Annotated in this window: 29 protein-coding genes; 23 read left to right on the top strand and 6 right to left on the bottom strand. The window is 66.1% G+C overall.

Features of this window, described 5'->3' with window-relative positions; all coding sequences use genetic code 11:
• Positions 1-119 precede the first annotated feature (119 nt).
• The 6 genes from U8330_RS09340 (at position 120) to U8330_RS09365 (ending at position 6,098) form a co-directional block, all read left to right on the top strand.
• On the top strand, positions 120-587 hold the full coding sequence (locus tag U8330_RS09340) for a peroxiredoxin (protein ID WP_323104958.1): 468 nt from the start codon (positions 120-122) through the stop codon (positions 585-587).
• The gene (locus tag U8330_RS09345; protein ID WP_323104960.1) at positions 584-1,426 is read left to right on the top strand and encodes a ferritin-like domain-containing protein; all 843 of its coding nucleotides are present in this window, start codon (positions 584-586) and stop codon (positions 1,424-1,426) included. Before U8330_RS09340 ends, U8330_RS09345 begins: the two co-directional genes overlap by 4 nt.
• Before the next feature lie 92 nt (positions 1,427-1,518).
• On the top strand, positions 1,519-2,820 hold the full coding sequence (locus U8330_RS09350) for a M23 family metallopeptidase (RefSeq protein ID WP_323104961.1): 1,302 nt from the start codon (positions 1,519-1,521) through the stop codon (positions 2,818-2,820).
• Between the two features lie 202 nt (positions 2,821-3,022).
• Entirely contained in the window at positions 3,023-4,582 is a 1,560-nt protein-coding gene (locus U8330_RS09355; RefSeq protein ID WP_323104963.1) for a DEAD/DEAH box helicase, read from the top strand.
• A gap of 10 nt (positions 4,583-4,592) precedes the next feature.
• Positions 4,593-5,012, top strand: coding sequence for an NUDIX domain-containing protein (locus tag U8330_RS09360; protein ID WP_323104964.1), 420 nt, complete (start codon positions 4,593-4,595; stop codon positions 5,010-5,012).
• A gap of 123 nt (positions 5,013-5,135) precedes the next feature.
• Positions 5,136-6,098 carry a DMT family transporter gene (locus tag U8330_RS09365; protein WP_323104965.1) on the top strand — a complete coding sequence of 321 codons (963 nt, stop codon included), beginning with the start codon at positions 5,136-5,138 and terminating at the stop codon, positions 6,096-6,098.
• Here U8330_RS09365 and U8330_RS09370 read toward each other — a convergent pair.
• The 4 genes from U8330_RS09370 to U8330_RS09385 form a co-directional block, all read right to left on the bottom strand.
• Complete coding sequence (locus U8330_RS09370; protein WP_323104966.1) at positions 6,057-6,431, bottom strand: TfoX/Sxy family protein; 375 nt, start codon at positions 6,429-6,431, stop codon at positions 6,057-6,059. The genes U8330_RS09365 and U8330_RS09370 overlap by 42 nt on opposite strands.
• Before the next feature lie 4 nt (positions 6,432-6,435).
• Positions 6,436-8,046, bottom strand: coding sequence for a molybdopterin-binding/glycosyltransferase family 2 protein (locus U8330_RS09375; protein ID WP_323104967.1), 1,611 nt, complete (start codon positions 8,044-8,046; stop codon positions 6,436-6,438).
• Positions 8,043-9,074, bottom strand: coding sequence for an XdhC family protein (locus U8330_RS09380; RefSeq protein WP_323104968.1), 1,032 nt, complete (start codon positions 9,072-9,074; stop codon positions 8,043-8,045). Before U8330_RS09380 ends, U8330_RS09375 begins: the two co-directional genes overlap by 4 nt.
• Positions 9,075-9,152: 78 nt before the next feature.
• Complete coding sequence (locus tag U8330_RS09385) at positions 9,153-9,653, bottom strand: flavin reductase (protein WP_323104969.1); 501 nt, start codon at positions 9,651-9,653, stop codon at positions 9,153-9,155.
• 396 nt (positions 9,654-10,049) lie between these two features.
• Here U8330_RS09385 and U8330_RS09390 point away from each other — a divergent pair, with 396 nt between their 5' ends.
• From U8330_RS09390 to U8330_RS09445, 12 genes are all read left to right on the top strand, one after another.
• A complete protein-coding gene (locus U8330_RS09390; protein WP_323104970.1) occupies positions 10,050-11,153 on the top strand; it encodes an ABC transporter substrate-binding protein in 1,104 nt (367 codons plus the stop codon).
• A gap of 17 nt (positions 11,154-11,170) precedes the next feature.
• Positions 11,171-12,184 (top strand): P1 family peptidase, encoded by a 1,014-nt coding sequence (locus U8330_RS09395; RefSeq protein ID WP_323107241.1) that lies wholly within the window; start codon positions 11,171-11,173, stop codon positions 12,182-12,184.
• 128 nt (positions 12,185-12,312) lie between these two features.
• On the top strand, positions 12,313-12,990 hold the full coding sequence (gene rpe, locus U8330_RS09400; RefSeq protein WP_323104971.1) for a ribulose-phosphate 3-epimerase: 678 nt from the start codon (positions 12,313-12,315) through the stop codon (positions 12,988-12,990).
• Complete coding sequence (locus U8330_RS09405) at positions 12,987-13,610, top strand: hypothetical protein (protein ID WP_323104973.1); 624 nt, start codon at positions 12,987-12,989, stop codon at positions 13,608-13,610. The genes rpe and U8330_RS09405 overlap by 4 nt, the downstream gene beginning before the upstream one ends.
• Before the next feature lie 60 nt (positions 13,611-13,670).
• Positions 13,671-14,972, top strand: a complete 1,302-nt coding sequence (purB, locus tag U8330_RS09410) for an adenylosuccinate lyase (protein ID WP_323104975.1) — start codon at positions 13,671-13,673, stop codon at positions 14,970-14,972.
• Positions 14,973-15,067: 95 nt separating this feature from the next.
• Complete coding sequence (locus U8330_RS09415) at positions 15,068-15,364, top strand: PilZ domain-containing protein (RefSeq protein WP_323104976.1); 297 nt, start codon at positions 15,068-15,070, stop codon at positions 15,362-15,364.
• A gap of 71 nt (positions 15,365-15,435) precedes the next feature.
• Positions 15,436-15,999 (top strand): alpha/beta hydrolase, encoded by a 564-nt coding sequence (locus tag U8330_RS09420; protein WP_323104977.1) that lies wholly within the window; start codon positions 15,436-15,438, stop codon positions 15,997-15,999.
• A gap of 148 nt (positions 16,000-16,147) precedes the next feature.
• Positions 16,148-16,912 (top strand): phosphoribosylaminoimidazolesuccinocarboxamide synthase, encoded by a 765-nt coding sequence (purC, locus tag U8330_RS09425; RefSeq protein ID WP_323104978.1) that lies wholly within the window; start codon positions 16,148-16,150, stop codon positions 16,910-16,912.
• Between the two features lie 15 nt (positions 16,913-16,927).
• A complete protein-coding gene (gene purS, locus U8330_RS09430; RefSeq protein ID WP_323104979.1) occupies positions 16,928-17,170 on the top strand; it encodes a phosphoribosylformylglycinamidine synthase subunit PurS in 243 nt (80 codons plus the stop codon).
• 18 nt (positions 17,171-17,188) lie between these two features.
• Positions 17,189-17,446: a hypothetical protein gene (locus U8330_RS09435; protein ID WP_323104980.1), complete on the top strand. Its 258-nt coding sequence runs from the start codon at positions 17,189-17,191 to the stop codon at positions 17,444-17,446.
• The gene (gene purQ, locus U8330_RS09440; protein WP_323104982.1) at positions 17,443-18,114 is read left to right on the top strand and encodes a phosphoribosylformylglycinamidine synthase subunit PurQ; all 672 of its coding nucleotides are present in this window, start codon (positions 17,443-17,445) and stop codon (positions 18,112-18,114) included. Before U8330_RS09435 ends, purQ begins: the two co-directional genes overlap by 4 nt.
• A gap of 117 nt (positions 18,115-18,231) precedes the next feature.
• Positions 18,232-18,633 carry a hypothetical protein gene (locus U8330_RS09445; RefSeq protein ID WP_416236837.1) on the top strand — a complete coding sequence of 134 codons (402 nt, stop codon included), beginning with the start codon at positions 18,232-18,234 and terminating at the stop codon, positions 18,631-18,633.
• A 54-nt stretch (positions 18,634-18,687) separates the two neighbouring features.
• On the opposite strand, the gene U8330_RS09450 is transcribed toward U8330_RS09445, so the two are convergent.
• The gene (locus tag U8330_RS09450) at positions 18,688-18,945 is read right to left on the bottom strand and encodes a DUF1127 domain-containing protein (RefSeq protein ID WP_323104983.1); all 258 of its coding nucleotides are present in this window, start codon (positions 18,943-18,945) and stop codon (positions 18,688-18,690) included.
• Between the two features lie 125 nt (positions 18,946-19,070).
• On the opposite strand from U8330_RS09450, the gene U8330_RS09455 reads away from it, so the two are divergent.
• The 5 genes from U8330_RS09455 to grxD all read left to right on the top strand — a co-directional run bounded on the left by U8330_RS09455 (position 19,071) and on the right by grxD (position 23,779).
• Positions 19,071-20,483 carry a PLP-dependent aminotransferase family protein gene (locus U8330_RS09455; protein ID WP_323104984.1) on the top strand — a complete coding sequence of 471 codons (1,413 nt, stop codon included), beginning with the start codon at positions 19,071-19,073 and terminating at the stop codon, positions 20,481-20,483.
• Positions 20,484-20,616: 133 nt separating this feature from the next.
• Positions 20,617-22,848, top strand: coding sequence for a phosphoribosylformylglycinamidine synthase subunit PurL (purL, locus tag U8330_RS09460; protein WP_323104985.1), 2,232 nt, complete (start codon positions 20,617-20,619; stop codon positions 22,846-22,848).
• An 11-nt stretch (positions 22,849-22,859) separates the two neighbouring features.
• Positions 22,860-23,093, top strand: a complete 234-nt coding sequence (locus tag U8330_RS09465; protein ID WP_323104986.1) for a BolA family transcriptional regulator — start codon at positions 22,860-22,862, stop codon at positions 23,091-23,093.
• 10 nt (positions 23,094-23,103) lie between these two features.
• Positions 23,104-23,331 carry a hypothetical protein gene (locus U8330_RS09470; protein ID WP_323104987.1) on the top strand — a complete coding sequence of 76 codons (228 nt, stop codon included), beginning with the start codon at positions 23,104-23,106 and terminating at the stop codon, positions 23,329-23,331.
• Between the two features lie 112 nt (positions 23,332-23,443).
• A complete protein-coding gene (gene grxD, locus U8330_RS09475; protein WP_323104988.1) occupies positions 23,444-23,779 on the top strand; it encodes a Grx4 family monothiol glutaredoxin in 336 nt (111 codons plus the stop codon).
• 78 nt (positions 23,780-23,857) lie between these two features.
• On the opposite strand, the gene U8330_RS09480 is transcribed toward grxD, so the two are convergent.
• Positions 23,858-24,694, bottom strand: a complete 837-nt coding sequence (locus U8330_RS09480) for a protein-L-isoaspartate O-methyltransferase family protein (protein WP_323104989.1) — start codon at positions 24,692-24,694, stop codon at positions 23,858-23,860.
• Positions 24,695-24,872: the final 178 nt, after the last annotated feature.

Raw genomic sequence — 24,872 nt, forward strand, 5'->3', positions numbered from 1 at the left:
AAGCGCCAGCGCACGGCCTTTCCAGCCGGCGCGAAGCAGGCTTGGACGAAGCGTTTCCTCCACCATATAACTGCGGCGAGAAGTGGTCGAAACCTCTAATTGACGACGAGGATCTGCTGATGACAGCCATCGCCGAAGGCACTGCCGCACCTGACTTCACTCTGCCGCGCGACGGTGGCGGCACCGTGTCCCTCTCGGACTATCGCGGCAAGACCGTGGTGCTCTATTTCTACCCCAAGGACGACACCTCCGGCTGCACCGTGGAAGCCATCGATTTCACCGCCAAGGTCGAAGATTTCGCCGAGGCCGGTGCCGTGGTGATCGGCATGTCGCCGGATCCGGTCAAGGCGCATGACAAATTCATCAAGAAACACGGCCTCGGCATCGTGCTCGCCTCCGACGAGGACAAGTCGACACTGGAAGCCTATGGCGTCTGGGCCGAGAAAAGCATGTATGGCCGCAAATATATGGGCGTCGAGCGCACCACGGTGCTGATCGGCCCGGATGGGACGGTCCGGAAGGTCTGGGAGAAGGTCAAGGTGCCGGGCCATGTCGATGAGGTCCTGGCCGCGGCGCAGGCGGAATGATCGCGGCGCAGCCGACACCGCCGGTCCGCCTCCATTCGCTGCGGGACGGGGCGGCGCGGGCCATTGCGGCCGATGACCTCGACCTCAAGACTGAGCTTGCCCAGGACGCGGCGAGGCGCTGGATGGAGCGGCGGCTGTCGCTCCGTTCACCGCTCGACCACGCTGTCCCCGATCGTCCGGGGCGGCCGGCGCGGCCGACCCTCATTCCGCCGCAGCAGGTGCCGCGCCGCTCCCTGCATTCGCTGCGCGGGCGAATCGCGCTGCTGCATTCGATCGCCCATATCGAGCTCAATGCGGTCGACCTGGCCCTCGATATCGTTGCCCGCTTCGCCGGCGCACGGGTGCCGAATTCGTTCTTCGATGGATGGATGAAGGTCGCTTTCGAGGAAGCGAAGCATTTCCGTCTGGTCCGGGCGAGGCTTCAGGCACTCGGCGCCGACTATGGCGACCTGCCGGCCCATGACGGCCTGTGGCAGGCGGCGCATGACACGCGCAACGACCTGACGGCGCGCCTGGCCGTCGTGCCACTGATCCTGGAAGCGCGCGGGCTGGACGTGACGCCGGCCCTGCAGGCGAAGATGCGCGAAACCGGGGACCATGAGAGCGCCGCCGTGCTGGACGTGATCTATGAGGACGAGAAAGGCCATGTCGCCGTGGGCGCAAAATGGTTCCGCTTTCTCTGCGCGCGGGAGAAGCGCGATCCGGCCGCCGCGTTCCAGGCGCTGGTGCGGGCCAATTTTCGCGGCCCGCTCAAGGCGCCCTTCAACGATGTCGCGCGCGCCGAGGCCGGTCTGACCCCCTCCTTCTACCGCTCGATGACCGCTTCCACCAATATCTGAGACGGCGCGACCGCCGTCCATCCGTATACGGATCGTTAACCTTAACAGGCTCTAATCCCCTCGCATCAGGCAAGCGGGAAGAGGGTCGAATCGTGTCGCAGGGATCGGCAAGCCGCATCTTCGGAACGCGCAAGGAACTGCCTATCCTGATCCTCGCCCGTGGCGAGGACGTGCGCCACATGCGCGTCCGGCCCTGGATGACGGCAACGGCACTCTGCCTCGTCGGCCTTCTCAGCCTCGGCTATCTCGCCGCAACCGCCTATCTCGTCCTGCGCGACGATCTGATCGGCGGCACCATGGCACGCCAGGCCCGCATGCAGCATGATTATGAAGACCGCATTTCCGCGCTGCGCGCCCAGGTCGACCGTGTCACGAGCCGCCAGCTTCTCGACCAGCAGGTGGTGGAAGACAAGGTCGAGACGCTGCTCAAGCAGCAGCAGGCGCTGTCCTCGCGGCACGGGCGTCTGGGATCACTGATCGAACGGGCCGAAGACTCAGGGCTTTCCGCGCCGCGCGCGTCGATGCCTGCATTTTCGGAGGACCATGCGGGAGCGGGTGCTGCGCGTGGCGTCCAGGCGATCGAGCGGCTGATCGGGCTGAAGCCGAAGGCCCAGGAGACCGTCGCGGCGCTTGGCTTTGCCCCTGCCCCGCTGCCGGGCGAGTCGATCTCCGATCGCGCCGACCGGATGTTTTCAAAGGTGACCCTGTCGCTGAAGGATCTCGAGCGCGAGCAGCAGGCCCGCATCGCCGCGCTCACCGAGGGCGCCCGCGACACGGCAGACGAGATCGAGACCATCGTCGCCCGTACGGGGCTGAAGATGACGGTGGATGCGGGTGTTTCCGCGCCGGCCGAGGCCCAGGATGCCGTCGGCGGCCCCTATGTCGCGCCGCGGAGCGAGGATGACTTCGACCGCTCGCTCGTCACGCTCGACACGGCGCTGGAACGGCTGGAAGCGGTGCGCGGCGAAGTGCGCAAGCTGCCCTTCGACAATCCCGCCCCGCAAAGCGAGATCACCTCGAGCTTCGGCAACCGCCTCGACCCCTTTCTCGGCCGTCTGGCGCTGCATGCCGGCATTGATTTCCGGTTGGGCGTCGGCAGCCGCGTCGCCGCGGCGGCTCCCGGACGCGTCATCGTCGCCGGCCGAAATGGCGGCTATGGCAACATGGTCGAGATCGACCATGGCCGAGGCGTGACGACCCGCTATGCCCACCTCTCAACCATCCTCGTCAATGTCGGCGACGTCGTGAAGGAAGGCGATCCGATCGCGAAATCGGGTAGCACCGGACGCTCGACCGGGCCGCATCTTCACTACGAGATCCGCCTGAACGGCGAGGCCGTCGACCCGATGCGCTTCCTCAATGCCGGCCTTAAGCTGAAGAGCTATGTCGAATAGGAATCCGTGCGGAATTGTCTCATTTCGGCACGCTCTTCAGGCAAAAGCCGCCATCTGACCCGCCTGCGGCAATGAGACCCCTCGCAAAGCGCCGGATTTCTTGACTTTCCCGCATTCCGCGCCTATGGAGCCGGGCAACGGACCGCCCAGTCGGCCCTTGGCACCTGTGTTCGCACGAACCGGAACGGAAACAGTTTCCCCTTTGACCACATTCGCTGATCTCGGCCTGAGCCAAAAAGTCCTCTCTGCCGTCACTGACGCCGGCTATTCGACGCCGACGCCGATTCAGGCGGGCGCGATCCCGCCGGCCCTGATGCGGAGGGATATTTGCGGCATCGCCCAGACAGGAACGGGCAAGACCGCCTCCTTCGTGCTGCCGATGCTGACCCTCCTCGAAAAGGGCCGCGCCCGGGCTCGCATGCCGCGCACCCTGATTTTGGAGCCGACCCGCGAGCTGGCGGCCCAGGTGGCCGAGAACTTCGAGAAATACGGCAAGAACCACAAACTGAACATCGCGCTCTTGATCGGCGGCGTCTCTTTCGACGAGCAGGACCGCAAGCTGGAGCGCGGCGCAGACGTGCTGATCTGCACGCCCGGCCGTCTGCTCGACCATTGCGAGCGCGGCAAGCTCCTGATGACCGGCGTCGAGATCCTCGTGATCGACGAAGCCGACCGAATGCTCGACATGGGCTTCATTCCCGACATCGAGCGCATCGCCAAGCTCATTCCCTTCACCCGCCAGACCCTGTTCTTCTCGGCCACCATGCCGCCGGAAATCCAGAAGCTGGCCGATCGCTTCCTGCAGAACCCGGAGCGGATCGAAGTGGCGCCGCCCTCCTCGACCGCCAAGACCGTGACGCAGCGCCTCGTCGCCTGCCATGGCAAGGACTACGAGAAGCGCGCCGTGCTGCGCGACCTGATCCGCGCCCAGACGGATTTGACGAACGCCATCATCTTCTGCAACCGCAAGATCGATGTCGCCGACCTCCACCGGTCGCTGACGCGCCACGGCTTCTCGGTGGGCGCGCTGCATGGCGACATGGACCAGAGCTCGCGCACCAAGACGCTGGCTGGCTTCAAGGACAATGCAATCACGCTGCTGGTGGCCTCCGACGTGGCGGCCCGCGGCCTCGATATTCCGGCCGTCAGCCACGTCTTCAATTTCGACGTGCCGATCCACGCGGAAGACTATGTCCACCGAATCGGCCGTACGGGCCGTGCCGGCCGCTCGGGCGCCGCCTTCACGCTGGTCGCCCGCCGCGATACGAAATTCGTCGATGCGATCGAGAAGCTGATCGACCAGAAGATCGAATGGCTGAGCGGCGGCCTCGACGACCTGCCGCCGCCGATGGAAACCATCGACACCGGGCGCGGCGAGCGCAAGGGCGGCCGCGAGCGGGATCGCGACAGCAAGCGCGGCGGCCGTGGCCGGGAGCGCGATCGCGACCGGGCATCGCGCCAGCCCGTCCCGCAGGATGCGCTGCGCGACAGCAGTCACAAGGCCGACATCAAAGCCGACGATCATCAGGCCGAACCCGAATCGGTCGCAACAGGGACGGACCCCGTGAGAGCAGAACGCAAGGCAGACACCCGCCAGCAGAACAACGGCCGTTCCGGCAACCGTCAGCCCTCTCATTACCCGGCGAACGACGACAATCGCGATCGCCGCAACCGCCATCGGCGCGACCAGGACGACGGCCCGACCCCTGTCGGCTTCGGCGACGACATTCCCGCCTTCATGCTGATCGCCGGCAAGGCCTGAGCGACCTCAAGTGGCCAAGCCCGGTCTCGATAGTCCCGGCCTCGGCTGCGGGCTGGCGATCCTGCGGGACGATCGCATCCTGCTCTGCCGCCGGCTGAAGGCGCCCGAAGCCGGGCACTGGACGATCACCGGCGGCAAGATCGACTTCATGGAAGCCTCGCAAGACGCTGCCAGACGCGAGGCCGAGGAAGAAAGCGGCCTCTCGATCGGCGCGATCGAGTTTCTTTGCCTCAGCGAACAGCGCATCATGGCCGATCGCCAGCACTGGGTTTCGCTGATCTACGTGACGCGCGATGCCGAAGGCGAACCAGGGCTGACCGAGCCGGACAAGCTCGCCGACACCGCCTTCTTCCCCCTCGACGCCCTCCCCTCGCCACTCTCCGTCTTCGCGAAGGACGCCATCCGCGCTCTGCGCGCGCGCGAAGTCTAGGCGGGCCACCCGGCGACTTCGACTGTCCAGGACAGCCTTCGAGACAGACGCCGCCGCGCGCTGCCCGGGATCTGGGCCGATCGGAACCCGGTATCCTATCCGCCGCAACCAGGAGCTGACCGTATGCTTCTCGGAATCCTCGCCGGCCTCACCACCTGCGCGCTCTGGGGTCTCACCTTCGTTGCGGCCCGGGTTGTCGAGCCGTTTACGACGCTGGATCTTGTCGTCGGCCGCTACACCACCTTCGGTCTCATCTGCCTCATGCTGATGATCGACCCCCGCTTTCGGCCGAGCGGCATGGCGCCGCGCCGGCTGGTGCTTGGTTTTCTCATGGGATTGCTCGGCTATGTCGGCTATTTCGCCAGCGTTGCGACGGCGGTGAAGCTGGCGGGGCCGGCGCTGCCGCCGCTGATCGTCGGAACCATGCCGGTGATCCTGGCCCTGATCGCCAATCGCCGGGACCGGGCGCTGCGCTGGCGCGCCCTTGCGCTGCCGCTGCTGCTGATCGCCGGCGGCGTCGCGGTAACGGATGTGGCTCTCCTCCATGGTGCGGATTTCGGCGCGCGCCGGACGATGCTGCTCGGCCTTCTCGCATCGCTGGCAGCGCTGGCGATCTGGGTGGCGTATGCGCTGGTGAACGCCGAGACGATGCGGGCCCCGGACGCGCCGGCGCCGCTGCGCTGGACGGGCATCCAGGGGCTGGGCGCGCTGGCAGGAAGCCTCTGCCTGCTGCCCTTCGCCTCCTTCGACATGCCGGCGCAGCTACCGGTCGCGGTAACGCTGACCTTCGTCGCCTGGGCCGTGCTGATGGGCGCCTTTGCCTCCTGGCTTGCGACCTGGGCCTGGGTGGTGGCGGCGCGGCGCCTGCCGCTGACGCTGAGCGCCCAGCTGATCGTGGCCGAAACCGTGTTCGGACTATTCTACGGGTTCCTGTTCGAGCGCCGCCTGCCGCTCCCCTCGGAGGCGCTCGGAGCGTCCCTGCAGATCGCGGGCGTGCTCTGGGCCATCTCGCTCTTCCTCCAGGCCGACAGGCGGATCGCACGGTCACTCGCCGTCGAGGCTGCGCCGTCGCGTTCGGGCGGATGAGGGCTTGGCTGCGCGCGCGTCAGCCCGCCGTCCCGCCTCATAGGCGCGGCGGACCCAGAGCGCGAGCGTCTCCGGATCGTCGAGCGCCTCGTCGGGGATGGACCAGTAGGGCATGAGCACCGGCCGGCCGGCCTTGTTCTCATAGCCCCATTGCCGGGCGCCGGCCGCCGCAAAGGCCGGCGCGCTGTCGGCATCGGCCTTGAGCAGAATCTCGTCGTTGAGCTCGATCGCGATGATGACGCCGTCGAAATAGATGCCCTTGCCGCCGAACATGCGCCGGATGCTGACGGGCCCGAGCGCGCTGAACAGATCCTCGATCGCTGCAGTGTCCATGCCTTCAGCCCCTCAGCACGCCCCCGGCCGTCTCGATCGCCTCCACCGTATCGAGATCGAGATGGGCGCCGGGGCCGATCTCGACATCGACGATCGGCAGGCCGCCGGTCTCGATCACATGACGCGCGCCGACATCGCCCGTCAAGTCGCCAATGGCGTCGAACAGGGCGCGGGGCAGGATCACCGGGTTTCCGCGCTTGCCATCCGCCACCGCCCTGACCACGGCTGCGCCATCCTCCGCCTTGAAGGCCGCGATCAGCCGCTTGAGGTCCTGCGCGGTCACGGCCGGCATGTCGGCAAGCACGACCATGATGCCGGCAGCCCGTGGCGCCGCAGCAACGCCGGTGCGCAGCGAGGAGGCCATGCCGCTCGCATAATCGGGATTGCTGACGAAACGGACGCGGCAGCCTTCGAGCGCCGCCCGGATCTCCGTCTCCCGGTGGCCGGTGACGACGATGACCGGCGCGGCGCTTGCGGCCATGGCCGTCTCGACGCTACGGCGCACGAGCGGCACGCCGTCGAACTCCGCCAGCAGTTTATGCGCACCGCCCGGCCCCATGCGCCGCGCCTGCCCGGCCGCCAGCACGACAAGCTGCACCGCCTCGTAAGCGTCCGTCGAGAGATTGCGCGGGCGCGGGCGGCTGGCGATTTCGGCAAGCAAGCCGCCGACGCCGAGCCCTCCGATCTCCATGTCGCCGACCTCTTCGTCGGCCATCAGCCGGTCGAGGATCCAGTCGAAGCCGTTTTCCTTCGGGCTGCGCGCGCAGCCCGGCGCGCCGATCACCGGCACCGAGCCTACGCAGCCGAGCACCAGGAGATTGCCGGGATCGACCGGCATCCCGACCCGCGTGACGATGCCGCCCGCCGCCCGGATTGCCGCGGGAATCACATCCTCTGAATCCGTCACGGCCGAGGCGCCGAAGACGACGATCATCTCCACCCGTTGCGCGAGATCGGCAATGGCCGCGGCCACAGGCTCGACCCGGTGCGGCACGCGCTGCTCGTCCGAGAGTCGGCTGCCCGAGCGGGACAGGCGAGCCTCCAGCACAGCCCTGGTCTTGTCCATGGTCTTCCGTTTCAGCACCGGCAGTTCCGTCGCCACCAGCCCGACGGTTCGGGCGCGAAACGGCTTGACCGAAAAGGCCCGGGCCTCGCGAAGCCGCGCCGCGGCCTGCTCGACCGGCCGTTGCGCCACGGCGAGCGGAATGATCTTGACGGTCGCCACCATATCCCCGGCCCGCACCGCCACATGATCGCGCAGGCAGGCGAGCGTGATGGCGGGATCGATGCGGTTGACCGCATCGACCAGCACCGAATCGGCGACGAACAGGCCATCGGCCTTGGCGTGGAGGTTGATGCGGCCTGTTGCCGCCGGGGATCGGCGGAGAGCGTCCTGCGGCAAGGCATCGGCGATCAGTGCGGCTGCCTCGTCCTCGCCGATATCGCCGGGCTCCAGCCGGGCGACGACCACCTCCTTCAAGCCCACCTCGGCTAGGGCGCTGAGTTCGGCCTCGCCGAGCACGGTCCCCTTGGCGAGCCGCCCTGCCGCAAGCGGCACCGAATGGGCGAGCCTGGCACCGCAGGCATCACGCAGCGGAACAGAACCGAACTTCATGGCGCCGAACCGACGCGCGCCGCCTCGGCCGGGCTGCGCAGCGTCGCGATCAGCTGCGCGAGGATCGCCACCGCGATCTCTGCCGGCGTCGCCGCGCCTATCGGCAGGCCGATCGGCGCGGCGATCTGGTCGATCTCCCCGGTCGCAAAACCGGAGGCCTGCAGCCGTAAAACGCGCGCGGCATGCGTCTTCCGGCTGCCGAGCGCGCCGATATAGAAGCAGCCGGCTCGCAGAGCCAGGGTCAGAGCGGGGTCGTCGATCTTCGGATCGTGGGTCACCGCCACGAGTGCCGTGTGCCTGTCGAGCGGGCGCCCCGCCAGCACGTCGTCCGGCCAGTCGGCGACAAGGTCGATCCCCGCGAAACGCTCCGGCGTTGCGAAGGCGCTGCGTGGATCGATGATGGTGACCGCAAAACCGGCCAACGCAGCCATCGGCGCCAAGGCCTGGCTGATATGGACGGCGCCGATGACGACAAGCCGCGGCGCCGGCCGGTAGGGCGAGACGAACAGGTCCCCCTCGCGCCGCGCGAGCCGGCCATCGTCGCGCAAGCCCTCCTCCCCTTCAACCGAGACCGCGGTCGCGCCGTTCGTCAGGTCGATCCGCGCGACCGCGCTCTTCCGATCCCGCGCGGCATCCGCCAGCCGGATAAGATCGTCGTGTGAAAAGCCCTCGCCGAGCCGTTGGACGAAGACGGTGATTCGCCCGCCGCAGGACAAGCCTACCCGCCAGGCCGTTTCATCTGCCACGCCGAACTCGAGCAGGCGGCATCGGCCCGTTTCGATCACCTCGAGCGCCTCGGCCACGACAGCGCCTTCGACGCAACCGCCGGACACGGACCCTTCGAAACTTCCATCCTGGTCGATCACCAGATGACTGCCGGCCGGCCTCGGCGCCGAACCCCAGGTCTCGATCACAGTCGCGAGCGCAACCGACCGGCCCGCGGTCAACCAATCTCGCGCGGTCTCCGGAATGGAGCGGGCGGCGGAGGAAGGTGCGGAGGGTGGCGGGGCGTTGTCGGGTTCTGGCACGGCGGATCCTTTCGAGATCTCCCTGATCTAGGGTCCCGCCATCGCTTCGTCAGGGCGCTCGAACGAAAAGAGCCTGTGTCAGAGGGTGCGATAGAGCCGCTCGTGATAGAGAAGGGCCGGTTGGCGCGGTCCGAGATGCACCGCCTCGACCGCGCCGAACAGCACCGTATGGGTCGAGATGGTCTTCATCTCGGTCAGCCGGCACTCGAAGGTGGCAACGGCCTCGTCGAGAACAGGCGCGCCCGTTTCGCCCACGCGCCAGACGCCATGCGCGAACCGCTCCTCGGCGGCTATCTTCGCCCGCCCGGAAAAGATATCGGCAAGCGCCTGCTGGCTGGCGCCGAGCATATTGAGCGCAAAGGCGCCGGCCGAGGCGAAGATCGCATTGCGCGGGTTGCCGGCATTCAGGCAGACAAGCAGCGAAGGCGGATCATCGGAAACCGAGCAGGCGGCGGTGATCGTCACCCCACGACGCTCGTCGCCGCTTCCGGCGGTCACAATATGCACATGCCCGGCAAGCCGGCTCATCGCCTCCCGATAATGCGGCGGCTCCAGACGGCTCTTCTCCAAATTCGGCATCTCCTGCATGGGCCCCTAGACATACAGGCTCACCTTGATTTGAAAAGCGGGGGTGGCGGGGTTTTTTCGGGCAGTGAGCAGTGAGCAGTGAGCAGTGAGCAGTGAGCAGTGAGCAGTGAGCAGTGAGCAGTGAGCAGTGAGCAGTGAGCAGTGAGCAGTGAGCAGTGAGCAGAAGATCGCGGGGGTCGGTTGGGGTCGTCAATGATTTTTTCGTCAAATCGTCGATACGTCAGGAGCAACCACCATTTCCAGCTGGAAGCACCCCTAAAACACCCCTTCTCTCATCACTCCTCACTGATCACTGATCACTACTCACTGATCACCAACCCACCCCCACTTTTCCTTTGACCTCCCGCCCCTCCTTCCCCAACATGGGCCGGAGACTGGAACCTTGATATGATCCGCCCGCTTGCCGCTGTTTTTCTTGCTCTTTCCGCCAGTGCTGCACCGTTTCTCGTCCCGTCCGCCTTCGCCGCCGGGCTGAAGGTGGCGGTCGTGGCGCCGGTGGAGGGGTTGCTGGCGCCGCTTGGGCGGCAAATCCTGGAGGGCGCGCGCTTCGGAGCGGAGGCCCGCGGCACCGAGATCGTTCCGGTGACCGAAACCTGTGAGGCGAGCGATGCGGCAAGCCTGAAGGCGGCCCTCAAGGCCACAGGGGCCGAGGCGGCGATCGGCTTTCTCTGCACGGAGAGCCTGGAGGCGGTGTTGCCGGACCTCGGCCCGCAGGCCGTGCCCGCCATCACGCTCAGCGTGCGCTCCGAGATTCTGATGGAAGATGCGCTCAAGAATGGCTGGCCGTTCTGGCGGCTCGCGCCCACCGCCCGCATGGAATCGCTGCGTTTGTCCGAGGTCATTCTCGGGCGCTGGCGGGGCGAACCCCTGGCCCTGATCGACGATGGGACCATCCATGGGCGCGAGATCATCGACAGCGTGCGGACGGCGCTCGGCGAAATCGGCGTGACGGCGACCTTCACCGACACGTTCCGTCCCGCGCAGGACCAGCAGATCGGCCTGGTGCGGCGCCTGAGCCGCAGTGGCGCGACCCATGTCCTCGTCGGCGGCGACCGCAGCGACATCGCCATCATCGCCCGCGATGCGGCAAGCGAATCGGTGCCGCTCACCATCCTTGGCGGTGATGCGATGAATGCGCCGGACCAGCCCGTGCCGCTTGCAGATGGCGTTCTCGCCGTGACGCGGCCCGAGCCTGCCACCCTGCCCTCGGCGGCGGAGACCGTGCAATCCATGCGCGCGGCCGGTTTGCAGCCCGATGGCTATGTATTGCCGGCCTTCGCCGCCGTGAGCCTGCTGGAACAGGCGAAGGACCAGGCGGAGGCGGACGGTTCGCCCCTGACCGCCGCTCTCTCCAAGGGCCCCTACGCCACCGCGCTCGGCCCCATCCGCTTCGATGGCGGGCATGAGCTGGCGGAAAACCCGTTCCGGCTGATGGAATGGCGGGACGGGCGCTTCCAGCCCCTGCCCGCCCCCGCCGGGAACACGCCGTGAGCCGAGCAGGCATGAAGATGCAGGCGGGCCCGCTGAACGCCATCACCGACGTGAGCGGCCTGGCAGTCGGTCACGCGCAGGATGAGCGGCTAAAATCCGGCGTCACCGTTCTCCTCTGCGACCCGCCGGCCACGGCGAGCGTCTGCGTGCTCGGCGGCGCGCCCGGCACGCGGGAAACCGATCTTCTTGCGCCCGATGCGACGGTTCAGGCCGTGGATGCCCTGGTGCTGTCCGGCGGCTCGGCCTTCGGCCTCGATGCCGCCTCCGGCGTTCAGGCGGCGCTCAGAGCGCAAGGCCGCGGCTTCGCCGTTGGCCCCGTCCGGGTGCCGATCGTCCCCGCCGCCATTCTCTTCGATCTCCTGAACGGCGGCGACAAGGATTGGGGCCGCTACCCGCCTTATCGCGCGCTCGGCTTCGAAGCCGCAATGGCGTCCGGCACCGCAGTCGCGCTCGGCAGTGTCGGCGCCGGGACCGGGGCGCTGACGGCCACGCTGAAGGGTGGCCTCGGCACTGCCTCGACGCTTCTGCCGAATGGCGTGACGATCGGAGCGCTTGTCGCCGTCAATGCGCTCGGCTCGGCGACAGTGGGCGACGGTCCGCATTTCTGGGCTGCGCCCTTCGAGGAACAGGACGAGTTCGGCGGTCTTGGCCTGCCCTTCCCCTTGCCGGACGAGGCCCGGCTGATCCGTACCAAGCTTGATCCCGTGCCACAGGGCAACACGACGATCGGCATCATCGCCACCGACGCGGCGCTGACCAAAGCGGAGGCCCGACGCCTGGCGATGGCGGCGCATGACGGCTTTGCCCGCGCGCTCTGGCCGGCGCACACGCCGCTCGACGGCGATCTCATCTTCGCGGTTTCGACGGGACAGGCACCGGCGCCGGCAGAGCCCGCGACGATGGTGGCGCTTTGTGCGGCGGCAGGCGCAACCATGGCCCGTGCCATCGCGCGCGGCGTTCACGCGGCACGCCCGGCGCCTCATGATGTCAAACCCTGCTGGTCGGATCTGGCCGGACGGCCGGCGCGCTGAGCTCGGAAAGCGCGAGAGGAAGCGGAAAGCATAAGACCAGACGGACGACCCTTGGTCACCGCGCTTTAACAATTGTTCGCGCAGGGTGGCGGTGATATTTCGGTGCCGGTTTTCACCGGAGAGAGTTCATGTCGCTGCCCATCACGATCGCCCCTTCGATCCTCGCTGCCGATTTCGCCCGCCTGGGAGACGAGGTGCGGGATGTCGCGGCAGCCGGTGCCGACTGGATCCATCTCGACGTGATGGACGGCCACTTCGTCCCCAATATCTCCTTCGGGCCCGACGTCATCCGCGCGCTGCGCGGCGCCACCGACAAGACCTTCGACTGCCACCTGATGATTGCGCCGGCCGATCCCTATCTCGAGGCCTTTGCCAAGGCCGGATGCGACCGGGTGACCGTCCATGCCGAAGCCGGCCCGCACCTCCACCGCTCGCTGCAGACCATCCGCGCGCTCGGCATGAAGGCGGCCGTCGCCATCAATCCGGCAACGCCGATCAGCGCTGTCGAGACGGTTCTGGACGAGGTCTCGATGGTCTTGGTCATGACGGTCAATCCCGGTTTCGGCGGCCAGAGCTTCGTCGGCGCAACGCTGGAGAAGATCCGCAGCCTGCGGACGCTCATCGGCGACCGGCCGATCGACATTCAGGTCGATGGCGGCATCACCATCGACACCATTGCCGCAGCGGCGGGTGCCGGTGCCACTGTGTTCGTGGCCGGCTCCGCCATCTTCTCCGGGCGGTCGCAGGAGGCCTATAGCAGAACGATCGCGGCGCTGCGCGCCGAGGCCGAGCGGGGGCGTGGGTGAACCAGGCCCTGCGCCGTCTTGTCCCCCAAAACGGCGTCGCCTCGCAAGATCCGGCAGTCTCCGGCCCGCTCGCGCCGGCGGGCGGTGGCGAGGCGACCGACCAGCCTCCCTCCTGGTTGCGTCTGGCAAGCACCGTCCTTTGGCTGGCGCCGCTCTGGGGCCTGCTGATGGCGCTTTCGGTCTGCGGCACGCTGATCCTGCACGGGCGCTTCGATCCGCATCTCCCCGCCATTCTCCTGCTTTACGGCGCGGGCGGCCTGATTGCCTTCCCCTTCTCGATCCTCGCCGCCGAGTTCACGCTTCGCCTTCGGCGGGCACGGCGCAGCGATACGCGCTTCGCCGCCCATTTTCTCTGCCTCACCCTGCTCACCATCGCCGCCACTGCCCTGCTCTTCGCCCTGCAGTATCGGCTGTTCTTCGCGCAGTGGCACGGGACGCGGTTTTCCTATGGCTGGACGCTGCACTTCCTTTTCACCACCGCCTCGGCCGTCTACCAGTTCATCGCGATCGGCATCCGGCTCTATCTTCCCTTCGGCCTGCCGATGCTGCTCGGCATGAGCCTCTATCTCGCGCGCCGCCGAGGTCGGGTGGCAAGCCCCTTTCACGCGGCCAGCGATTGAGCTCTTCCGGCATCTTTGCTAGAGGCAGGCCCAATCCTCCCCAACGAAAGCAGACAGCCGATGATCCCCCGCTATTCCCGGCCGGAAATGGTCGCCATCTGGTCACCCGAGCAGAAGTTCCGCATCTGGTTCGAGATCGAGGCCCATGCCTGCGACGCGCTGGCCGATCTCGGCGTGATCCCCAAGGAAGCGGCCCGGACCATTTGGGAAAAAGGCGGCGCGGCCACCTTCGATGTCGCCCGCATCGACGAGATCGAGGCCGTCACCAAGCATGACGTCATCGCCTTCCTCACCCATCTCGCCGAGATCGTCGGTCCGGACGCCCGCTTCGTCCACCAGGGCATGACCTCCTCCGACGTGCTCGACACGTGCTTCAACGTGCAGCTGGTCAAGGCAACCGATATCCTGCTCGCCGACATGGACCGACTGCTCGACGCGTTGAAGCGCCGGGCACTCGAGCACAAGGATACGGTGACGATCGGCCGTTCGCACGGTATCCACGCCGAACCCACGACCTTCGGCGTCAAGCTGGCCCTGGCCTATGCCGAATTCGAGCGCTGCCGCGCCCGCCTCGTCGCGGCGCGGGAAGAAGTGGCGACCTGTGCCATCTCCGGCGCCGTCGGCACCTTTGCCAATATCGATCCGCGCGTGGAGGAACATGTGGCGGCCGCCATGGGGCTGAAGCCCGAGCCGGTCTCCACCCAGGTCATCCCACGCGACCGCCACGCCATGTATTTCGCCACGCTCGGCGTCATTGCCTCCTCGATCGAGCGTCTGGCCACCGAAATCCGCCATCTGCAGCGCACGGAAGTACTGGAAGCCGAGGAATATTTCTCGCCGGGCCAGAAAGGCTCCTCGGCCATGCCGCACAAGCGCAACCCGGTGCTGACCGAGAACCTGACCGGGCTTGCCCGCATGGTCCGCGCTTTCTCGATCCCGGCCATGGAGAACGTCGCGCTCTGGCACGAGCGGGACATCTCCCATTCCTCCGTCGAACGCATGATCGGCCCGGATGCGACGATCACCCTCGACTTCGCCCTCGCCCGGCTGACCGGCGTCATCGACAAGCTGCTCGTCTACCCGGAGAACATGACCGCCAACATGAACAAGTTCCGCGGGCTCGTTCATTCCCAGCGCGTGCTGCTGGCTCTGACCCAGGCCGGCGCCTCGCGCGAGGACGCCTATCGCCTGGTGCAGCGCAACGCGATGAAGGTCTGGGAGCAGGGCAAGGATTTCCTGGAGGAGCTTCTGGCCGATTCCGAGGTTCGAGCCTTTCTTCCGGAAGAAGAGATCCGCGAGAAGTTCGATCTCGGCTATCACACCAAACATGTGGATACGATCTTCCGCCGCGTGTTTGCTTAGGCTGAAATAACGCAGTCACTCAAATGCGAGTGACTGCGGCAATCATTGGATGAGACCTGTCTGCGATGCTCACTCGTGAAAGAGGAGTTAAGACCATGCAGACCGCCACATCCATTCAACCCTCCGCACGCATTGCGCTGACCGGCAAGGTTACCTGCCGCGGCCAGACGAGCAGCGCGGCCGTCGTGGACCTTGGATCGAACTCCATCACCCTGCGCCTGAGCTACGACATCAAGGCGACCGAGGGCCAGGCCGTCTCGATCGACAGCACGGAACTCGGGCGTCTCAACGGCATGGTCCAGTGGGCCCGCGGCGACCGTATTCAGGTCGGCCTCAGCCTCTCGTCCAACACGGCCGCCAAGTTCGCATCCTACCACAAATACTTCCGCTGAGCCGGTCGCCACCGGCCGCAACTCTCGACTGATCTTGACAAGAGCGGAGCGGCGCATCACATCGCCGCTCTATGAAAGCCTCAGAAGCAGAGATCCTCATCGTCCCCGGCTACACCAATTCCGGACCCGACCACTGGCAGACACGCTGGCAGGGCAAGCTTGCCACGGCACGGCGGGTGGAGCAGGCGGAATGGTCGAAGCCGGTGCGCGAGGACTGGACGGAGCGGCTGAGACAGGAAATCGACGCCGCGGTGAAGCCGGTCGTGCTCGTCGCCCATTCGCTGGGCGTCGCGACGGCAGTGCATGCTGTCACCCCGGAGAATGCCGGCAAGATCGCCGGCGCCTTCTTCGTTGCGCCGCCGGATGTCGCCAACCCATCGATCCGCCCGAAACATCTGATGACCTTCGGGCCCTATCCGCGCGATCCCCTGCCCTTTCCCTCGCTGATCGTCGCCAGCCGAAACGACCATTTCGGCACCTACGACCATGCGGGCGACATTGCCAATGCCTGGGGATCCCTGCTCGTGGATGCGGGCTTATCCGGCCACATCAATGCCGAATCGGGGCACGGACCCTGGCCGGAGGGAACCATGGTCTTCGCCCAGTTCCTCAGCCGCCTGAAGCCGCCGGGCTGAGCGAAAAGAGCCGGTCTTTCGCGGCCTTATTCAGGAAAAGCGAATGAGAGGCCGATTGTGAAATGGTTTCATTTCCGCTATGGACCCCCTTGAAACACCCAAGAGGCGCGGCTCCCCATGCGCCCGGAACACTAAGAGACACACTCCCATGAATCGTCGCCGCCGTATCTACGAGGGCAAGGCCAAGATCCTTTACGAGGGTCCCGAGCCGGGCACGCTGATCCAGTTCTTCAAGGATGATGCCACCGCATTCAACAAGAAGAAGCACGACGTCATCGACGGCAAGGGGGTCCTGAACAACCGGATCTCCGAATATATCTTCACCCATCTGAACAAGATCGGGATCCCGACTCACTTCATCCGCCGCCTGAACATGCGCGAGCAGCTGATCAAGGAAGTCGAGATCATCCCGCTCGAGATCGTCGTGCGCAATGTCGCTGCCGGCTCTCTGTCCAAGCGTCTCGGCATCGAGGAAGGCACCGTGCTGCCGCGCTCGATCATCGAATTCTACTACAAGGCCGATGCGCTGGACGACCCGATGGTCTCCGAAGAGCACATCACCGCCTTTGGCTGGGCAAGCCCGCAGGAACTCGACGACATCATGGCGCTCGCCATCCGCATCAACGACTTCCTGTCCGGCCTGTTCCTGGGCGTCGGCATCCAGCTCGTGGATTTCAAGATCGAATGCGGCCGCCTGTTCGAAGGCGATATGATGCGCATCATCCTCGCCGACGAGATTTCGCCCGACAGCTGCCGTCTGTGGGATGTCGAGACCAAGGAGAAGATGGACAAGGACCGCTTCCGCCGCGACCTCGGCGGTCTCGTCGAAGCCTATCAGGAGGTGGCCCGCCGCCTCGGCATCATGAACGAGAACGAGCCGCCGCGCGGCTCCGGCCCTGTTCTGGTCAAGTAAGCTGGAGAGTTTCAGGTGATCCATGCACGCGTAACCGTGACGCTGAAGAACGGTGTGCTCGACCCCCAGGGCAAGGCGATCGAAGGCGCGCTCACCGCGCTCGGCTTCGGCGGTGTCGACCAGGTTCGCCAGGGCAAGGTGTTCGATCTTGCGATCGACACCGACGACCGGGCCAAGGCGGAAACCGACGTAAAGGCCATGTGCGACAAGCTGCTGGCCAACACCGTGATTGAGAACTATACTATCGCCCTCGCCTAATATTCACGGGGGCCCGAAATGACGAATGTCACCAGCGAGCTCATGTATGAGCTGTTGAAGCGGATGAACCAGCGGTTCGATAAGGTCGATCTGGCCATCGGTGAACTGAAGAATGAGATGCAGAGCATGCGCGGCACGCTTGTCTCGGTTCAGCAGGACATTCACAACATCTACTGCGTGTTGGGGCGGCACGAGAGCCGCCTCGATCGCATCGAAAACCGCCTCGAACTGCGCGAGCTCGCCGAGGCCCAGGCAAGGTTCGAACCGCACCCATGAAATCCGCCGTCGTCCAGCTCCCCGGCCTCAATCGCGACCGTGACATGATCACGGCGCTGACGCTGATCTCCGGCCAGGCGCCCGTCACCGTCTGGCAGACAGAAACCGAAATCCCGGATGTCGACCTGATCGTCATTCCCGGCGGCTTCTCCTACGGCGATTATCTGCGCTGCGGGGCGATCGCGGCCCGCATGCCGGTCATGCAGGCGATCAAGGCCAAGGCCGAGCAGGGGGTCAAGGTGCTGGGCGTGTGCAACGGCTTCCAGATCCTGATCGAGGCCGGACTTCTGCCCGGCGCGCTCATGCGCAATGCCTCGCTGAAATTCGTCTGCCGCGAGGTGAAGCTCGAGGTCGTCAACGCATCGACCGATTTCACCCGCGCCTATGAGGCCGGGCAGATCCTGCGCTGCCCCGTCGCCCATCATGACGGCAATTATTTCGCCGACGAGGAAACGCTGAAAGCGGTCGAAGGCAACGGCCAGGTCGTGTTCCGCTATGCAGCCGGCACCAATCCGAACGGATCGATGAACGACATCGCCGCGGTCACCAATGAACGCGGAAACGTGCTGGGCATGATGCCGCATCCGGAAAACCTGATCGAAGCCGCGCATGGCGGCACGGATGGGCGCGGCCTGTTCGCTTCGGCGCTGGATGTAATCGCGGCCTGAGACGTACGACGACCGGGGCTTACGGGCCCCGGCCATTTAAGACCTTGTTCAGCATGCGCAGCCTATAGAGCAGGCCTCTCCCGGTCGCCTCGGCCGGTGCAGCATCGGAGGCCCGGCATGCGCATTCGTCCCCCTTTTTCGGCCCTTGCTGTGAGTGTTCTCGCCGGCACGGCCTTTCTCGCAGCCTGCCAGTCGAGCCCGCCGCCGCGCAGCAGCGCGGGCGTTGCGGCCCTGCCGATGATGGAGCGCGTTGCGCTGGCGGCCAATGCCTGCTGGTTCAAGTCGAATGATCCGGCCTTCAAGCCCTATCGCCTGGCGCCGGAGCTCAACTCCTTCTCCGGCCGACCGCGCATCCTGCTCGTCAAGCGTCATTCGCCGGAAGCGCGGCCGCTGGCGGTGATCCAGGCGGAAGGCTCACCCGCCCGGCTTCAGGCCTTCGGCCCCCTGTTTGCCGAACCGATCGGCCCGCGCATGGTCGGCGATATCCGTCGTTGGTCGACCGGCGACAAGGCCTGCTGACCCTCGACAACCGCCGCAGTCTGCAGCGCCGTCGGATCAAGCGGGTCGTCGCCGCTAATCCCAGAAGAACGACTTCGCCACCTCACGCTGGGCCTCCGCCCGCGTGAGCCCGATATCGCGCAGGCGGTCCTCGTCCATTTCCCGCAGAACCAGCCGCCCGGCGCGCCGCATCCGCCAGTCGCGGAGCGACGCGTAGATTCGACGGAACAGGCCGGCACCCTCCAACCGTGCAGGCGACAGCATGTCGCCCGCAGAGCGGAACAGCCGCTCACGCTCGTAGCCGTCGGGGAACATTGTCTCATTTGTATCCATGTAGCTTGCCATCGGGATATCGCTCGCTCAAAACAGTGGCTCATGAGATTGCAAATCAATCGGAACAATTCTGATGTCAATCAGTACAATTGACAGGCAATTGCGACAATGGCATTCTTGTCACCATGACAAATTGGATTCCCGATCTGAACGCCGGCGACGGTCCCCTCTATTTGCGGCTCGCGGATGCGATCGAAGCGGCGATCGAGGCGGGCGAACTGGCTGCAGGCCAGCGCCTGCCGGCGCAGCGCAATCTCGCCTTCGATATCGGCGTGACGCTGGGCACGGTCAGCCGCGCCTACACGCTGGTGCATGAACGCGGCCTGGTGTCGGGCGAGGTTGGCCGGGGAACCTTCGTTCTCGGCAAGCCCTCGGCTGCGGAACGGATGGAGCCCGCGGCGATCCGCTCCATGCACGGCACGCGGCTGGTCGAAGCGCCGGCCGGCAAGATGAAATTCGACGCGACCGGCGCCCCCGATGTCGGGCAGGCGGCGGCGATCCGCGCGGCGATTGCCGCGACGGTGGACGACCACCCGATCGAGATCGCCAATTACTCCCGCAGCTTCCCTGCCCATTGGCAGGAAGCCGGCGCACGCTGGATCGCGCGAGCCGGCTGGTCGCCGCGGAGCGAGGATGTGGTGAGCACGCAGGGCGTCCATGCGGCCATCGTCTCGATCGTCGCGGCCTTCACCGTGCCCGGCGACCGCATCCTCTTCGAAAGCCTGACCTATACCCACGTCGCTCGCGCGCTGGGCCTGATGGGACGGCGTATCGTCTCCGGCGAGATCGACGAGGAAGGACTGATTCCCGACGAATTCGAGCGCATCTGCCAGCAGCAGCATCCCGCGATCGCTTTCCTGATGCCCTCGGGGCACAATCCGACGCTGGCGGTGATGAGCGAACCAAGGCGCAAGGCGATCGCCGAGATCGCGCGGCGCCACAATGTGCTGTTGATCGAGGACGATATCTACGGCGTGCTGATCCGCCAGGAAGCGCCGATGCTGGCTGCCTTTGCGCCCGAGCGCACCTTTGTCGTGTCCGGCCTGTCCAAGGCGGTCACGGCGGGCCTGCGCGGTGGCTGGGCTGCCTGCCCGCCGCACATGGCGGCCCGGGTGAAGGTGGCGCACAAGATGCTGACCGGCGGCACGGCCTTCCTCCTTGCCGAGGCGACGGCGCGCCTCGTTCTGTCCGGTGAAGCCGAGCGGATCCGCACCGATGTCATTGCCGAACTCGCCGCGCGCGAGCAGATCGCCCGCGAAACTTTGGCCGGCCAATCCTTCCGCTCTTCCCCGCGCCTGCCCTTTCTCTGGCTCAGCCTGCCGGAACCCTGGCTGTCCGGCACGTTCAAGGCGGCAGCCTTCGACGCCGGCGTGCTGGTCGATGACGAGGACGAGTTCAAGGCGGGGCGGGCCGAGAAGATGCACCACAAGGTGCGCTTCGCCTTCACCAGCCACCAGCGCGAGGACGTCCGTCGCGGCTTCCTCACGCTGCGCCGCCTGCTGGAGAGCGGCCTGACCGCCTATGACAGCGCCATCTGAGGCGCCTGGCCGCACCGGGTCGATGCCCGTGGCGGCGCGCAAAAGCCTTGCGGAGACCGGCATTTTCCTGTCGCGCGAGACGGAAGCTTCGGTTAAGAACCGGCCATATTTTCATCGGTAGGAAGCCCGCTCCATGGCCATTTCGAACAGCCGCCCGATCACGCCGGATCTCGTCGCCTCCCATGGGCTGAAGCCGGACGAGTACCAGCGCATTCTCGACCTGATCGGACGCGAGCCGAGCTTCACCGAACTCGGCATCTTCTCGGCCATGTGGAACGAGCACTGCTCCTACAAATCCTCCAAGAAGTGGCTGCGCACGCTGCCGACCAAGGGGCCGCGCGTCATCCAGGGTCCGGGCGAAAATGCCGGCGTCGTGGATATCGACGATGGCGACTGCGTGGTCTTCAAGATGGAGAGCCACAACCACCCCTCTTTCATCGAGCCCTATCAGGGGGCTGCCACCGGCGTCGGCGGCATTCTCCGCGACGTCTTCACCATGGGCGCCCGGCCGATTGCGGCCATGAACGCGCTGCGCTTTGGCGCGCCGGATCATCCCAAGACCCGCCACCTCGTCTCCGGCGTCGTCGCCGGCGTCGGCGGCTATGGCAATTCCTTCGGCGTGCCGACGGTTGGCGGCGAGGTGGAGTTCGACGCCCGCTACAATGGCAATATCCTCGTCAACGCCTTTGCGGCCGGGCTTGCCAAGTCGGATGCGATCTTCCTCTCGGAAGCCAAGGGCGTCGGCCTGCCGGTGGTCTATCTTGGTGCCAAGACCGGGCGCGACGGCGTCGGCGGCGCGACCATGGCGTCTGCCGAGTTCGACGAGACGATCGAGGAGAAGCGTCCGACCGTGCAGGTGGGCGACCCCTTCACGGAGAAGTGCCTGCTGGAGGCTTGCCTGGAACTGATGAAGACCGGCGCCGTCATCGCCATCCAGGACATGGGTGCGGCCGGCCTCACCTGCTCGGCGGTCGAAATGGGCGCCAAGGGCGATCTCGGCATCGAGCTGCAGCTCGACCAGGTGCCGGTGCGCGAGGAGCGCATGACGGCGTATGAAATGATGCTGTCGGAAAGCCAGGAGCGCATGCTCATGGTTCTTGAGCCGGCGAAGGAAGAGGTCGCCAAGGCGATCTTCGTCAAATGGGGGCTGGATTTCGCGATCGTCGGCAAGACCACCGACGACCTGCGCTTCCGCGTCATCCATCAGGGCGAGGAAGTCGCCAACCTGCCGATCAAGGAGCTGGGCGACCAGGCGCCGGAATATGACCGGCCGTGGACGCCGCTTTCGGCCCCTGCCCCGCTTGCATCGGACGACGTGCCGGAGGCGGATCTCGCCGAAGCCCTCGTCACCCTCGTCGGGTCGGCCAACGAGTCTTCGCGCCGCTGGGTCTACGAACAATATGACACGCTGATCCAGGGCAACTCGCTGCAGCTGCCGGGCGGCGATGCCGGCGTCGTCCGGGTCGAAGGGCATGCCACCAAGGCGCTGGCCTTCTCCTCCGATGTCACGCCGCGCTATGTCGAAGCCGATCCTTTTGAAGGCGGCAAGCAGGCCGTTGCCGAATGCTGGCGCAACATCACCGCCACCGGCGCCCTGCCGCTGGCCGCAACCGACAATCTGAACTTCGGCAATCCCGAAAAGCCGGAGATCATGAGCCAGCTGGTTCATGCCATCAAGGGCATCGGCGAGGCCTGCACGGCACTCGACTTCCCGATCGTCTCCGGCAATGTCTCGCTCTACAACGAAACCCACGGCCAGGCGATCATGCCGACCCCGACCATTGCCGGCGTCGGGCTCCTGCCGGATTGGTCGCGCATGGGCCGCATCCGCTTTGCGGGCGAGGAACAGCTGGTGCTGCTCGTCGGCGCGCCGGCCGGCCTCGGCACCCATCTCGCCCAGTCGATCTATCTGCGCGACATCCATGGCCGCACCGATGGCCCGCCGCCGCCGGTCGATCTCGCCCAGGAGCGCAAGGTCGGCGATTTCGTCCGCGAGCTCATCCGTGACGGCCTCGCGACGGCCGTGCATGATTGCTCGGCCGGTGGTCTTGCCGTCGCGCTCGCCGAAATGGCGATGGCGTCAGGCATCGGCGCACGCATCGACGCGCCGGAGGGCAACCACCCGATCAAGGCCTTCTTCGGCGAGGATCAGGGCCGCTACGTCGTGACGATCAAGAAGGCCGACCGCGACGAAGTTCAGGAGATCGCGGAGGCGCGCGGCATCTTCGCCCCGCAGATCGGCATTACCGGCGGCGCAACGCTTGTCCTCGGCACGGCGACGCCGGTCGCGATCGAGCGATTGCAAAAGGCCCATGAATCGTGGTTCCCTGACTTCATGGCCGGCGAGGTTCCGGCCACGGAATAGGGAGCAGAGCCATGCCGATGAAGCCGGGCGAAATCGAAGACATGATCAAATCGGGGATCCCGGGCGCCAAGGTGGTGATCCGCGACCTCGCCGGCGACGGCGATCATTATGCGGCGGAAGTCGTGGCCGAGGCCTTTCGCGGCAAGAGCCGGGTCCAGCAGCACCAGATGGTCTACAATGCGCTGAAGGGCAATATGGGCGGTGTTCTGCACGCCCTCGCCCTGCAGACCTCGGCACCGGAGTGAGGGGGAGCCGATGGCGGACCTCGTCAAAACGCTCGTCACCGGCGTCATCGACACGGTGCTGCGCGAGATCCTGAAAAAGGCCACCGGCACCTCGAAGCGCAGGAAGCGGCAGGCCCGCACGGCCTCCGGCCGCTTCAAGCGGGTGAAGGCGGCGGCAAAGGCGGCGCGCAAGCCCGCCCGCAAGCAGGTGAGCCGCCGCCGCACGGCGGCAGCGCGCAGCAAGGCCTGGCGGAGCTGACCGAGACCCGCCGTTTTTCCGATGCTGCCCGGTGAAATCCCGGCTGGCGCATGTTATCTAAAGACCATCACCACCCCCGCCCTTGAAGCGGGCCAGACAAAGGATGTGAGCCATGAGCGGTATCCAGGAATTCATCGCCAACGAAGTCAAGACGAACGATGTCGTGCTGTTCATGAAGGGCACGCCGCAGTTTCCGCAGTGCGGGTTCTCCGGTCAGGTCGTGCAGATTCTCGATTATGTCGGCGTCGATTATAAGGGCATCAACGTGCTCGCCGATGCGGATCTTCGCCAGGGCATCAAGGACTATTCCAACTGGCCGACCATTCCGCAGCTTTACGTGAAGGGCGAATTCGTCGGCGGCTGCGATATCGTGCGGGAAATGTTCCAGGCCGGTGAGCTGCAGTCGCATCTCGAGGAACAAGGAATCGCCGTCAAGGGCGCGGCCTGATCCTTTTCGCCCGGACGATCCCCGGCCCGGCCCCTGCGCCGGGCTTTTCTTTTTCTAGGCCGGCCCGTCACCGTCCGCTCAAGGCTGTTCCTGCGCGGTGAACCAGACCGAGGCGCAGATGGCCACGGCCGTTTCGTCCGGTGCGCGCTCGCTCGTCAACCAGCCTTCGGTGATAAGCGGCACCTGCTGAACTGTGGGCGCCAGTTTGCAGAGCTCCGCATCGGACGCGCCGATGCAGGGGATGAACCAGGACCATCCGAGCCGACGAACGGCAAAGCCTTCCTCGCGCCGGGTCATGATCATCGTCGCGCCGACAGCCTCGGAAAACTGCCACGGGAAGATGATCCGCCCGCCGGGCCGCAGGGCTTGCAGCCAGTGCGCGGGCGGCGAGACGACACCTGCATTCACATAGATCAGATCGCAGGGCGGCATTTCGGCTGTCGTCGCATCGGCATAGACCACGGTCACCGTGTCGAACGCTTCGAGGTTATCGGTCGCACGGCGCGCCAGCGCTTCGTTGATCTCATAAGCCCAGACATGTCCGTCCGGCAGAACGAGCGTGGCGAGAATGGCGGAGTAGTAGCCCGTCCCCGCGCCGATCTGCACCACGGTCTCGCCGCTTCGGGGCGCCACGGCGCCGATCCAGGCGGCATGAAGATAGGGTTCCCCATTGTTGATGCTGCGGCTCGCGTCGAGTGCGACGAGCGAGTTCTGGTAGAGGTGGATCGGATCGGCGCTCGGCGTTTCGATGTATTGCCGGTTGATCGCGATCTTCCATGGTCCCGGTCCCATGAAAACCTCGCGGGGGACGAGATGGAAGACCCGCTCGTGGCGCGGATCGTCCGTGCCGCTGGCCGCGGCCATCAGCTTGGCGTGGAAGCTGCGCGCCTCTTCCAGCCGGTCCACAGGTGCCATTCCTCACCCTCCTTTGCCGGCTGACACGCCGAGCGCCAACCTGGCAGACGCCTGGCGGCAGCGCCGCAAGACCGCCATCATCCGCAGTCTATCAGAATATTCTTATCTAAAGAGGATGCTAAGGTGAAGGGGCTGTTGCAAGGATGCCATATCGCACTGCTCGTCAGAGGCCTATGTT

This window comes from Rhizobium sp. CC-YZS058, from assembly GCF_034720595.1.
In the GTDB taxonomy this organism is placed as follows: domain Bacteria; phylum Pseudomonadota; class Alphaproteobacteria; order Rhizobiales; family Rhizobiaceae; genus Ferranicluibacter.

Excerpts from the sequence above, each read along its gene's own strand:
- U8330_RS09450 (WP_323104983.1), bottom strand. The coding sequence starts at position 18,945 with ATGGATACAAATGAGACAATGTTCCCCGACGGCTACGAGCGTGAGCGG.
- U8330_RS09420 (WP_323104977.1), top strand. The coding sequence starts at position 15,436 with ATGAAAGCCTCAGAAGCAGAGATCCTCATCGTCCCCGGCTACACCAAT.
- U8330_RS09365 (WP_323104965.1), top strand. The coding sequence starts at position 5,136 with ATGCTTCTCGGAATCCTCGCCGGCCTCACCACCTGCGCGCTCTGGGGT.
- U8330_RS09395 (WP_323107241.1), top strand. The coding sequence starts at position 11,171 with ATGCAGGCGGGCCCGCTGAACGCCATCACCGACGTGAGCGGCCTGGCA.
- grxD (WP_323104988.1), top strand. The coding sequence starts at position 23,444 with ATGAGCGGTATCCAGGAATTCATCGCCAACGAAGTCAAGACGAACGAT.
- U8330_RS09340 (WP_323104958.1), top strand. The coding sequence starts at position 120 with ATGACAGCCATCGCCGAAGGCACTGCCGCACCTGACTTCACTCTGCCG.
- purB (WP_323104975.1), top strand. The coding sequence starts at position 13,671 with ATGATCCCCCGCTATTCCCGGCCGGAAATGGTCGCCATCTGGTCACCC.
- purQ (WP_323104982.1), top strand. The coding sequence starts at position 17,443 with ATGAAATCCGCCGTCGTCCAGCTCCCCGGCCTCAATCGCGACCGTGAC.
- U8330_RS09390 (WP_323104970.1), top strand. The coding sequence starts at position 10,050 with ATGATCCGCCCGCTTGCCGCTGTTTTTCTTGCTCTTTCCGCCAGTGCT.
- rpe (WP_323104971.1), top strand. The coding sequence starts at position 12,313 with ATGTCGCTGCCCATCACGATCGCCCCTTCGATCCTCGCTGCCGATTTC.
- purC (WP_323104978.1), top strand. The coding sequence starts at position 16,148 with ATGAATCGTCGCCGCCGTATCTACGAGGGCAAGGCCAAGATCCTTTAC.
- U8330_RS09435 (WP_323104980.1), top strand. The coding sequence starts at position 17,189 with ATGACGAATGTCACCAGCGAGCTCATGTATGAGCTGTTGAAGCGGATG.
- U8330_RS09465 (WP_323104986.1), top strand. The coding sequence starts at position 22,860 with ATGCCGATGAAGCCGGGCGAAATCGAAGACATGATCAAATCGGGGATC.
- U8330_RS09385 (WP_323104969.1), bottom strand. The coding sequence starts at position 9,653 with ATGCCGAATTTGGAGAAGAGCCGTCTGGAGCCGCCGCATTATCGGGAG.
- U8330_RS09345 (WP_323104960.1), top strand. The coding sequence starts at position 584 with ATGATCGCGGCGCAGCCGACACCGCCGGTCCGCCTCCATTCGCTGCGG.
- U8330_RS09470 (WP_323104987.1), top strand. The coding sequence starts at position 23,104 with ATGGCGGACCTCGTCAAAACGCTCGTCACCGGCGTCATCGACACGGTG.
- U8330_RS09415 (WP_323104976.1), top strand. The coding sequence starts at position 15,068 with ATGCAGACCGCCACATCCATTCAACCCTCCGCACGCATTGCGCTGACC.
- U8330_RS09445 (WP_416236837.1), top strand. The coding sequence starts at position 18,232 with ATGCGCATTCGTCCCCCTTTTTCGGCCCTTGCTGTGAGTGTTCTCGCC.
- U8330_RS09455 (WP_323104984.1), top strand. The coding sequence starts at position 19,071 with ATGACAAATTGGATTCCCGATCTGAACGCCGGCGACGGTCCCCTCTAT.
- U8330_RS09480 (WP_323104989.1), bottom strand. The coding sequence starts at position 24,694 with ATGGCACCTGTGGACCGGCTGGAAGAGGCGCGCAGCTTCCACGCCAAG.
- U8330_RS09370 (WP_323104966.1), bottom strand. The coding sequence starts at position 6,431 with ATGGACACTGCAGCGATCGAGGATCTGTTCAGCGCGCTCGGGCCCGTC.
- purL (WP_323104985.1), top strand. The coding sequence starts at position 20,617 with ATGGCCATTTCGAACAGCCGCCCGATCACGCCGGATCTCGTCGCCTCC.
- U8330_RS09375 (WP_323104967.1), bottom strand. The coding sequence starts at position 8,046 with ATGAAGTTCGGTTCTGTTCCGCTGCGTGATGCCTGCGGTGCCAGGCTC.